Raw genomic sequence first — 10685 nt, 5'->3', positions numbered from 1 at the left:
CTCACATGCACCGGCGTCACGCGCAGCGCAACGTTCAGATCACCCACCGGCATCCGCGCTTCGAATGGCGCCTCGACGTCAGTGATTTTGCTCAAGCCGCTTTCGCCATTGTTGCTGCGAACGCTCAAGCCCTGCACCAGGTAACCGGTGCGATCCCGCAGGATCGTATCCAGCGCACGACGTGCCGGGCTGAGGTTGGCGGTGTCGAGTGCAGCAATGCTCGACGGTGGCTCGAACGGCTCGTTCCAGTTGTTCGACGCCGGACGCGCGGAGGCTGCCAGGGCATTGTCCGGCACGACATTGGTCGGTGCATCAATCGGCGGCGGCACGGCGCCGGCAACGGTCAGGTCGGTGACCTGGCGACGCTGGCCCGGCAAGCCGACGAAGGGGTTGTAAGGCACGCCCTGGGAGCCGGCCTGAGCCAATTGCGTCTGGCTCTTCTGGCTGTTCTCAATCGCCAACGCCTTGCGCAGCAGTGCAGCGGCTTCGTTGTTTTTGCCCAGCCCCTGATAGATGCGCGCAGCCGAGGTGAGGATCTCGGGGTTGCCCGGCTCCAGGGACAGCGCCTTTTCACTGGCGCTTTCCGCCAGGCCACGATCACGGCCCTGCAAGGCGATATCCGCCAGGCCCAGTTGCAGGCGAGCGTTGTTCGGGTTCTGCTGAATCAGCGGCGCATAAAGCTCCATGGCCTTTTTGCTATTGCCGCTGGCCGCGTACATCCGCGCCAGGGCACCTACCGCCATAGCGTCGTTGGGACGCTGGGCAAGCGCCGGCGACAGCATGTCGTAGGCCGCGACCAGGTCGTTTTTCTCACGCAGGGCATCAGCCTGTTTGACCCGGTACAGGTAGATCAAATCGTCGTAACGCTGGCGACCGGTTTCACTCAGCGGCTTGCCCTGCACTTCACGCAGGATGTCGCCCGCCTCGGTGTAATGGTTAGCCTTGAGCAGCACGTTGGCGTACAGCAGTTTCTGGTCGACGGTCGGGTTCGGATTGTTATCCAGAACCTTCTGCATGATATCCAGGCCCTGCTGCGTCGCGCCGACTTCCACATAAGCGGCCGCCAGCACCGCCAGGCGCTCAGGCTTCTGCCGGGTCATGGCTTCACTGCGGCCCAGCAGCGCGAGGGCTTCCGGGCGTTGGCCACGGCGGGCGGTCTCGATGGCGATGTCGGTCTGCTTGTGCAGCGCGATATCGATACCCAGCTCGTTCATGTCAGCGGTACGTTGCCCCGCAGGGATACGCGCCAGGGTCTCTTCAGCCTTTTTCCACTCACCCAGCTCCGCCGACAGCAGCGTGCTGGTGTACAGCGCGTCCGGCTGGTTCGGCTGCTTGGCCAGCAAGCCGTCGATCAAGGCACGGGCGTTGCGAATCTGGCCGTCGCGCAGGTAAATGCGCGCCAGGGCGAAGCGTGTCCACGGGTTTTCCGGGTCGGCATCAAGGGCTTGTTTGTAGGCGGCTTGCGCGGCTTTCAAATCGCCCCGCTGCTCGGCCAGCTTGCCCACCTGGGTAGCGCGCAACGCGGTGATTTTCACACTCGGCGCGAACTTCGCGCGCTCGGCGGGCGACACCGAGTCGATCAGCTTCAAGGCTTCTTCCGGCTGCCCGGATTGGGACAGCACGTTGATCAAGCCGCTCAGCGCGTCCGGGTCGCCAGGATGACGGGCGAGCACTTTGCGGTAGCCGGCTTCGGCGGTGTCGAACTGATTGTCCTGGGCCTGGAAACCCGCCAGTGCCACGGCAGCGCCGGGCTGGCCAGGGTTCAAGCGTTCGGCCTGGGCCACCAGGTCGCGGGCCTGGCTGCCGCGCCCGCCACGCTGGGCGTCACGGGCCTGGTTGAGCAGGTTCCAGTAGCGCACATCATTGAGCGCCGACTGCCATGCCGCGCCACCCGGCAAACGGGTGGCCTGAACCAGGTAGCTTTCAGCCTCGCTGAAGCGCTGCTGCTGTTGCCGCAGCACGCCCATGCCGCCGAGGGCATCGACGTCATTGGATTTTTCATTGAGGCGCGCCGCCAATAGCGGCTCGGCGGTTTTCAGGTCGCCATCATCCAGCGCCTTGAACGCCTTGGTCATCTGCGGATCACGCTGCCAACCGGCGCCGGTCTTGCCTTGGGCAATGCCCTTGTTCATCAGCGCACGGATTTCGCTGTCGTCCGGATGCGCAGCCAGAAACTGCTGGAACAACGGCACCTGGTCGCTCTTCGGCGGGCCGAGCCAGATCAGCGCAAAGCGCCAGGTTTCATCGGCGTTGCCGCCCACGTCGTTGTTCGGTGCCAGCTTGGCCAGGGCGCGGATGCCGTCGGCGCGGGTGGCCGGGTTACGCGCCAGATGCTTGGCCAGGAACAGCGCCACAATCGGGTCGTTCGGCCGCTCGCGGGACAAACGCTGCAAGCCGGCGATGGCCTCGTTCGTGCCCTTGGGCGTGAAGCCCAGGGTGTTGTAATACTCGCGGGCAAGCAGGCCCTGAGGCTGGCGCCCCTGGAAGATCTGGCGATACAGCGCCACCGCTTGTTCGCGCTCTTCTTCAGGCTCGCCGAGTTCACGGGCCTGTTCCAGCAACTTGGCGTTGGCCGGGATGTTGACGGTGATGTCCTGCTCCAGCAGCAAGGCCTGGCGCGGTACCGGGCTCAGCGCCTGCAGGCGGGCCAGGTACTTTTGCGCTTCGGCCGGACGCTGTTGTTGCACCTGGATCAAGCCGATGCCGTACAGCGCATCCGGCTGTTCGGGGCTCAGGCGCAGCAGTTTCTGCCAGGTCTCGAGGGCGCGTTCCGGGTTCTTTTTCGACTGCCAGTAATAGCCCTGCTCGATCAGCAGGCTTTGCGGGTCAGTGGTTTCGGCAAAGCTGGCGCTGGAAGCCAGGGCCGCCAGAATCGCAATGGCTAGCGTGTGACGGCGCATGCAGACTCCCAGGATAATTTCACCGTGCCGTCTTGTTCGAAACGGTACTTTTGATCAGCGAAGCCCTGGCCGAACAGGCTGAGCATGTAGTCGTAGTAAATCGGCTGGGCGCTGTCCGGGGCCGAAGGCGCGAGCGCCTTGGCGAGGGCGTCGTCGACTTTCTGCTTTTGCAATTGCGCCAGGGCGGTTTCGCCCCGGGCCTGGAAGAAGGCCATGGTGGAGGCCGAGAACCCCGTCGGCGTGTAGCCGTTGTTTTTCTCGACTTCACCGGTCAGCACGTGGACTTTCTCCGGCGGCAAACCGCTGACCGACGCAGCAGTGGCACGGGAAATCCCGCCCAAGGCCTTGAGCATCGGCGCGGCCAGCGGGTCGCTCTTGGCGGTCATGCCGGCCCAGAGGTAAGTGCGGATCGCGTCGTAGCTGCCCAAGTCATCGGAAAACGGGTCGACGATAAACAGCCCGGTGTTCGCGCTGGTGGCGCGATAACCGACCCAGTTGGCCGCCAGGCCATGGGGATTGCTCGGCAGGTCGGCGAGCATCTTCGCGTTGCTCTCGGCCACTTCGTTCCAGCCGGCGTTCGGGCGCTCTTTTGCAAAACGGCGCAGTTGCGGCAGTACTTGATAGCTGGGGTTGAAGCGCCACAGGCCACCCGCGTGTGCATAGCCTACCGGCCCCGGCAACAGCATCTTGCCCAGGCCCGGTACGCGCACGATCAGGTTGCGTTCAACGTTGGCCAACACCAGTTGCGCGTCGCTGCGGTACTGCGGTGCGTTCCACACACGCGCGGCTTCGAGCAACGCATAGGCCATCCACAAATCGGCGTCGCTGGCGGAGTTGCTGTCGATCGCGCCCCACTTGCCATCGTCACGCTTGCCCCACAGCCAGGCCGGCAGGTTCTGGCCGATGTCGGCGCCCGCCATGTTGGACTTGGTCCAGGTCCAGAGCTTGTCGAAGGTCGCCCGGTCGTTGCCCACCAGGGCAAAGAACATCGCGTACGACTGCCCTTCCGAGCTGCTTTCCGTCGGCTTCATGGACGAGTTCAACACCCGGCCATCGTCCTGGATAAAGCGCTTGGCATAGTTCTGCCACAGCGGCCAATCGCAGGTCTGTGCCTGGGCGGCACCGGCAAGCAATGTGCTGCCAATCACCGCCAGGATCGCGCTACGCAAAGGGTTCATGCCAACCGCCGTTTTGCACGGGCACGCAGTGCCAGGTAGATCAGGCAGGTCAGCACCAGCAGCCCCAGGAAGGTAATCGCCAGCATCCAGCCCAGGTTCTGGGACAGCTGCCATTGCATGAATTTGAAGTAGTTCAGGTCGCCGACGTAGTACTGCTGGTCCGCGACCAACGAGCTGATCTGCGTGCCCTGCACCACCGCCAGGCTGCCCTGGATCGAGTCTTTGTAGTCGTCACCGCCAATCAGCGCCGAGGTCGCTTCAAGCAGGCCCTGAGGCTGGTTGCTGGCGATCAGCACCACGCTGCGCCCGGCCTTGAGCGGCGATTGGAAGCCGGCGAACCAGGTGCTGTTGCTCAGGCCGCTGAAGGTGATGCCGGCATTGGCCGTATGCTGGTTGGCCGCGGCGTCCGGGCTGATCCAGCTGCGCACATAACGTGGCAGGTCAGACAACAGGAAGTGGTGCTGCAGGCCGTCACTGGTGGCCGGCAGGTATTGCTGCCATTGCTGCAGCAGCGGCTGGTTGCCGCCGGTGGCGAGCACCAGCAGGTCTTTGTCGGCAACGCTTTGCACGTCTTTGGCCTGCACCACTTTGACGGCGGTGGCCGGGTAGCCGGTGGACTCGCCGAAGCGGCCCATCACAGTCAGGTAGGCGCTCAATTCATCGGTGCCGACGTTGTCCGGCATCACCACCGCCGACTCCGAAAGGTCAGCCAGACGAGTGAACGGGAAGCCGGAATCGTTGAACACGCCGAGGTTCGGCATGGCGATAAAGTGCTGGTAGCTGCTCAGGTCCAGGCTCGAGTCCGGGTCAATCGCACCGCGCATGTTGTCGACGATGATGTCCCGGCATTCGCCTTCCTTGATGTAGTCGTACATGAAGCGCAGTTGCAGCTTGGACTTGGGCGAAGCCGAGCTGATCGGCAACAGGGTCGTCACTTCACGGGGCAGGGTTTCGTCTTTCTTCAGCTGGTCCAGCAGGCTCTGCCCACCGCCCAGGTTGCTCACCGACGGCAACGCGACGGACTTCATGAACTGGTCGTTCAGACCGATCAGCAAGGAGGAGTTGGTGGACACCTGCTGCGGCGTGTAGCGGTATTTGACGTTGAGCGGCACGCCCTCTTCGCGCCAGTTGAACAGGTCGGGCGGCAGGCGCAGGTCGACGCTGATCGGGCCCGGGTTGTAGCCGGAGACGTTGAGTTTTTTCAGTTCTACCAGCTCGCCAAGGCGTACCGGACGGTTGCTGGGCAGCCAGTTCGGCGCGTCGTAAGGGCTGCGCGGGGCCAGGGTGTCGAGCCTGGTGATGACCACGCTGTTGCCGGTCAACACCGGGTTGCCCAGCACCACGGCGGTGGCGGCACGCTTGAGTTCAGCGCCATCACGGCCGGAGACGATCAGCAGCTTGCCATTCGGATCGTTGGGGTTGGTGATCAGGGTCAGGGTCGGCCCTTTAGGCTCAGGGACCGCCACACCGTGTACATCCACAGCCTGGGTACTTTGCACCAGCACGATGGCGTTGCCCTTGGCCGGAATCTCGCCAAGGGTGGTCGGGAACGTCGCACCCCGGTAGCTGGCCAAGCCGCCTACCCACGACGACAGCGCGCCGGCAGCTTCCAGCGCGGCGTTGTCCGGCGCGCTGGCAAACACGAACGGCAGGCTGACCTGGCGCGCATCACGCTTGTCGAAGAACGGCAGCGGCAGCACCGACAGGTCGTCTTTCAAGACGATCGGCTGCACCTGCACTTTCAGCTCACTGCTGTTGCTGATCTTGGCCCACAGGCTGCTGTGCAGCGGGTCTTCACAGGACATGGTGTAGTGGCCGATGAACTGCAGGCTCAAGCGGTTGAATTCGGTGATCAGGTGCGCCGGAATCTGCACCAGTTTTTCCTGCTGGATACCTGCGCCTTCCTTGGGCAGCGGCAGGCTGGCGGCGACTTCGTCGTTGACCAGCACGTTGATCTGCGACAGGTCCGCCAGCAGCGCCGGCGAGTAGCTGTACTTGAGCAACAGTTGCGCGCCCTTCACCACTTCATCGGCACGGATGTCGAAGTTGACGCTGTCGGACGCTTCCACGCCTTGCAGGTTCATGGTGTCGCGACGGCCCAGTTGCTTGAGGGTCAGGCTGTAGCCCTCGTCAGTGCTCTGCACCGCAACAGCGGGTGCAGCTGCCTGTGCCTGCGAGCCCAGGCCCAGCAGCGAAGCGATCATCAGCGCGAGCACGCCGCGCGACTGCGGGCGGGCAAATAGTGTGGAAGTCATGGCTTGTCCATCAGCGTATCGAGCGGTTGTGAGGGAGTGCGGCGCAGGGCCAGACGCAATTCATGCAGCGTGGCGCGCCCCAGGGTAAACAGGCCGCCGATGCCGATGGCACCGACTTCACGCAGGGCTGACAACGGTGTATCGGGCTGGCCGGCACCCCAACTCGCGGCCCAGGTGTCGGCGCGGGAAAACGTCAGGCGTACCAGTTCGCTTTGTTGGCGCAGGGACAGTGCATCGAATTGCGCGCCAATCTGCGCGCCCTTGCTGAACACCACCCGCGCCTGGAACAGGCTGTCTTGTCCGTTGCGCGACAGCACCAACTGCAACTGTTCGCCCCGGGCAATCTGGTGCCCGTCGGCGAGGATCAGGCCGAAGCCGTTCTGCGAGAAATCCTGGGTCGTGCCTTTGAGCACACGACCGTCGGCGCAGATCACACTGACCGGCAATTTCGCGCTGACCCGCGGCTCGGAGCGCACTTGCCGCGCTTCGGAAGCCACTGCCACTGCCGCGCTGGTGATGATCAGGTTGTAGAGGGTCCAGGTCAGGTTGATCGCCACGGTGACCGCGGTGGACTCGTCGCCCCAGATCAATTGATACAGACCGAAGCACAGCCCGACCAGGTTCACCGCCAGCAGTACCAGGTACGGCCGGGCGAGTTTCCAGTCGAAGAACTGCTTGTCGATGATCCCGCCCTTGTCGGTGACGTTGAAGCCGCCCGCCTTGGGGTTGACCAGCGCAACCAATACCGGCGGCAGGATGTACCAGGCCAGTACGGTCTCGTAGACCTCGTTCCAGAACGAGTGGCGGAAGCGCCCCTGGATCCGCGAGTTGGTCAGGCTCGAATGCACGAGGTGGGGCAACACGTAGGCGACAATCATCAGCGCCGAGGCATGGAAAATCTGCGCGCCGAAAATCAGGTAGGCCAGCGGCGCGGTGAGGAACACCAGCCGCGGCAAGCCATAGAAGAAGTGCAGCATCGCGTTGGCGTAGCAGATGCGCTGGCCCCACTTCAGGCCTTTGCCCAGCAGCGGATTGTCGGTGCGGAAAATCTGCGCCATGCCCCGCGCCCAACGGATGCGCTGGTTGATGTGGCGTGACAGGCTTTCGGTGGCCAGGCCCGCGGCTTGCGGGATCGCCAGGTAAGCGGTGTTGTAGCCCAGGCGGTTGAGCTTGAGCGCGGTGTGGGCGTCTTCGGTGACGGTCTCGACGGCCACGCCGCCGATTTCCAGCAAGGGCTTGCGGCGGATCACCGCACACGAGCCGCAGAAGAACGTCGCGTTCCACAGGTCGTTGCCGTCCTGCACCAGGCCGTAGAACAACTCGCCCTCATTGGGCACGGCGCGGAAGGTGTCGAGGTTCTTTTCAAACGGGTCGGGTGAAAAGAAGAAGTGCGGCGTTTGCAGCATCGCCAGCTTGGGGTCCTTGAGGAACCAGCCGAGGCTGACTTGCAGGAAGGAACGGGTCGGCACGTGGTCGGCGTCGAACAGCGCGATGTACTCGCCGTCGGTGACCTTCAACGCTTCATTGAGGTTGCCGGCCTTGGCGTGGAAATTGTTGTCGCGACGGATGTAGTTCACGCCGATCTTGCGGCAGAAATCGCGGAAGTCGTCGCGACGGCCATCGTCGAGCACGTGGACGCGCAACTTGTCCTTGGGCCAGTCCATCGCCTGGGCGGCGAAGATGGTCAGTTTGACGATGCTCAACGCCTCGTTGTAGGTCGGGATGAACACGTCGACCGTGGGCCACTCCGACGGCTCGGTCTTGAGCCACACCGGCTCGCGGCGCAGCGGCCAGGCGGTTTGCACGTAGCCGAAGATCAGCACCACCAGCGCGTACAGCTCGGCGAGCACCAGGCCGTAGCCGAACAGCATGTCGAGCCAGGTTTCAAAACCCAGGGTGGAAGTCAGCCGCCAGTACATGTAGCGCAGCGACGCCACCAGCGACAACACCACCAGCGCGAGGATCGCCATGCGCCCGGGAATCTTGCGCAGCACCAGCACCGCAAGGAAGCACACGGCGGCAAACAGGCATTGGCTGTAGAGGTCCAGCGGGGCGCTGACAATGCTCACCAACAGCAAGGTGCCGACCACACAACTGATCACCACCAGCACTTTGCGCAGCGTATCGGGCCAGCGATTGAAGCGCGAAATCGCGGCGTCCAGCCGCTGCTCGGCGCGCCCCGGAGTGTGGGGCGTAGAGGACGTAGTGTCGGTCATGGAAGGTCCGAATCGATTCGTTCGAGCAACGTGCGGCACAGGGCATGAATGTCCTGGCAGCCGAGACTGTTGACGGTAGGGTCGAGGGGGTCGCGGCCGCAGGCCTGGGCTTCGCTGAACACCGGGTCACGGTGGACCGTGCCCAGCAGTGCATCGCCGAGGCGGGCCTTGAACACTTCGGCCATGTCCAGGCTGAAGCGGTGGGCGCCGTCGAGTTGGTTGATCACGTAGTAACGCAGTGGCGGTTTTTCGCGCTCAAGGTACGGCGCCAGCACGCTGTCCATCTGGGCCAGGGTGCTGAATGAGGAAACATCCGCCTGCACCGCCACCAACACCACGTCTGCCAGGGCCATGGCCTGGTGCAGGTACACCGTGTTGCCGGCGGGCACGTCGATCACCACCGTGTCCTGGCCATTCAACTGCAAGCCGGCCAGGTGCCGGGGCAGCCATTGGGCGTCTTCGCCGAGCCAGCGATTGAGGTTTTTTTGCTGGTCGTTGTTGGTCTCACCGAAGGCCACCAGGCGGCAACCGGCAAAGCCACGCTCAGCCAGGCCTTCCCAAGACTCATTGCTCAAGCTCGTCGCGCCGATGCCGGGCAAATTCAGGCCCAGGCACAAGTGATGACGCAGGGCATTTTGCGGGTCCAGGTCCAGCGCCACGGCCGGGTGGCCTTGACGCTGCAAGCCGCTGGCAATGGCCGCGGTCAGCGTGCTGCGACCCACACCGCCCTTGAGCGAGACCACCACGATCACCTTGGGTGACGATTGATCCGAGTACACCTCACCGGTCGGCCCTTCGACCACTTCGGGAGGTTGCAGGTGATCGGCTTCGCCCTGGGTCAGCTCTTCGAGCAAGCGCAGCAATGGCGCCGACGGCGGCTCATCCAGCGCGACGGTGCAAGCGGTTTGGGCCGGGATGGGCACGGCGTCGAAAGGCTCGACCACCACGTCATCCTCAAGATAATCGTGGACGGCGTACATCTCCCGGTAGCCATTTGGATTGGCGCCCAGCTTATTGAATAGTTTTGAAATATCGTCTGCGCGACTCACCCACGGCCCTCCCCGGTTATTACGCTTTAAAGGCGTTAAAAAGGTCAGCCCGTTGGGCTGACCTTGGTTTTTCTAGTTATGTGTTGGCTGGCGGCATTCTGTGATATCAGATTGATGGTGTCAGTATTTTGATGCTTTGGGATTAATTATTTCCGACGAGCGGCTTAGTGCCGTATTTTTGACTTATTTGGCGAATTTTTATCAATTTCTTTCAGATCAGAAGCTTGCGGAGGCTTCTAACCATTTTTCTGGCCGCCTGGTCAGGAAAAATTGCTTAGCTGACGAATCAAATTACAACTTACTAATTAACCGCCAACGTTCCGTAAACCGGGTTAAACGATTCCGCTATTTATATGACGCTTAATATTTCGAAACAGAATACGGTAAGACTCACCTTATTCAAGGGAAAAACGATGACCGTTATGTCGAAAACATCTAAGAGAAAGACCATGAGGCACTAATGCCTCTAATGGATATGTTTCTGTATCAAGTTGTATGCAATCCCCTTCTCAACACATGCCGAGGCAAAACGCCGGGGTGCATGACACAGGCCGGATACCTCCCGGGCGCTCAATAGGCTCCAACGCAACACACACCCTATTGAACCTCAGAGGACACCACCATGAACCGCAACACCCTCATCGCCAGCAGCCTGTTTGCCTTGCTCAACGTTGCCGCCTTTTCGGCCCAGGCCAGCCCCAAGCTGGATGTACAGCAAGTACTGTCGACCGTGGACGATGGAGGCGCGGCGTGTGGCGTGGTGAATGCGCGGATGACCTACCTGGATTCCCATGGGCAGAAGCGGGTGTTTGAGTACAAGAAATTTGCCGATTCGTGTAATGAAGGCAGCTAAAAAGCTGAACGACAAAACCTGTGGCGAGGGAGCTTGCTCCCGCTGGAGTGCGCAGCGCTCCCACTGTTTTGGGCCTGCTGCGCAGCCCAGCGGGAGCAAGCTCCCTCGCCACAAAATTTCATCTGAAGTTAAAAGGCATTAACCGCGAATACGGTGCTCGGTGAACTCATAATCCTCCTGGCAATCGTCGGTCGGGTCCGCCGCCACACCAGGTGCCGTTCTCGGTTTGAATCG

6 protein-coding genes are annotated in these 10685 nt (G+C 62.4%); 1 reads left to right on the top strand and 5 read right to left on the bottom strand.

Features of this window, described 5'->3' with window-relative positions; all coding sequences use genetic code 11:
- The 5 genes from JV201_RS01420 to bcsQ all read right to left on the bottom strand — a co-directional run.
- The coding region (locus JV201_RS01420; RefSeq protein WP_219406410.1) for a tetratricopeptide repeat protein at nucleotides 1-2900 on the bottom strand (2900 nt) is incomplete at its 3' end.
- Nucleotides 2882-4078 (bottom strand): cellulose synthase complex periplasmic endoglucanase BcsZ, encoded by a 1197-nt coding sequence (gene bcsZ / locus JV201_RS01415; protein ID WP_177009278.1) that lies wholly within the window; start codon nucleotides 4076-4078, stop codon nucleotides 2882-2884. The genes JV201_RS01420 and bcsZ, both read right to left, overlap by 19 nt.
- Nucleotides 4075-6333, bottom strand: coding sequence for a cellulose biosynthesis cyclic di-GMP-binding regulatory protein BcsB (gene bcsB / locus JV201_RS01410; RefSeq protein WP_134325575.1), 2259 nt, complete (start codon nucleotides 6331-6333; stop codon nucleotides 4075-4077). The genes bcsZ and bcsB overlap by 4 nt, the downstream gene beginning before the upstream one ends.
- Complete coding sequence (gene bcsA, locus JV201_RS01405; RefSeq protein WP_177021033.1) at nucleotides 6330-8549, bottom strand: UDP-forming cellulose synthase catalytic subunit; 2220 nt, start codon at nucleotides 8547-8549, stop codon at nucleotides 6330-6332. Before bcsA ends, bcsB begins: the two co-directional genes overlap by 4 nt.
- Nucleotides 8546-9529 (bottom strand): cellulose biosynthesis protein BcsQ, encoded by a 984-nt coding sequence (gene bcsQ / locus JV201_RS01400; protein WP_177036553.1) that lies wholly within the window; start codon nucleotides 9527-9529, stop codon nucleotides 8546-8548. Before bcsQ ends, bcsA begins: the two co-directional genes overlap by 4 nt.
- Before the next feature lie 691 nt (nucleotides 9530-10220).
- On the opposite strand from bcsQ, the gene JV201_RS01395 reads away from it, so the two are divergent.
- Complete coding sequence (locus JV201_RS01395; protein WP_003218078.1) at nucleotides 10221-10451, top strand: DUF2790 domain-containing protein; 231 nt, start codon at nucleotides 10221-10223, stop codon at nucleotides 10449-10451.
- Nucleotides 10452-10685 lie beyond the last annotated feature (234 nt).

It is taken from the genome of Pseudomonas sp. Colony2, from assembly GCF_019382755.1.
Lineage (GTDB): Bacteria > Pseudomonadota > Gammaproteobacteria > Pseudomonadales > Pseudomonadaceae > Aquipseudomonas.
The sequence above is the reverse complement of the archived record's forward strand: the minus strand, read 5'-3'. Positions and strand labels throughout refer to the sequence as shown.

Coding starts and splice junctions, on each gene's coding strand:
- bcsA (WP_177021033.1), bottom strand. CDS start 8,549: ATGACCGACACTACGTCCTCTACGCCCCACACTCCGGGGCGCGCCGAG.
- bcsB (WP_134325575.1), bottom strand. CDS start 6,333: ATGACTTCCACACTATTTGCCCGCCCGCAGTCGCGCGGCGTGCTCGCG.
- bcsZ (WP_177009278.1), bottom strand. CDS start 4,078: ATGAACCCTTTGCGTAGCGCGATCCTGGCGGTGATTGGCAGCACATTG.
- bcsQ (WP_177036553.1), bottom strand. CDS start 9,529: ATGTACGCCGTCCACGATTATCTTGAGGATGACGTGGTGGTCGAGCCT.
- JV201_RS01395 (WP_003218078.1), top strand. CDS start 10,221: ATGAACCGCAACACCCTCATCGCCAGCAGCCTGTTTGCCTTGCTCAAC.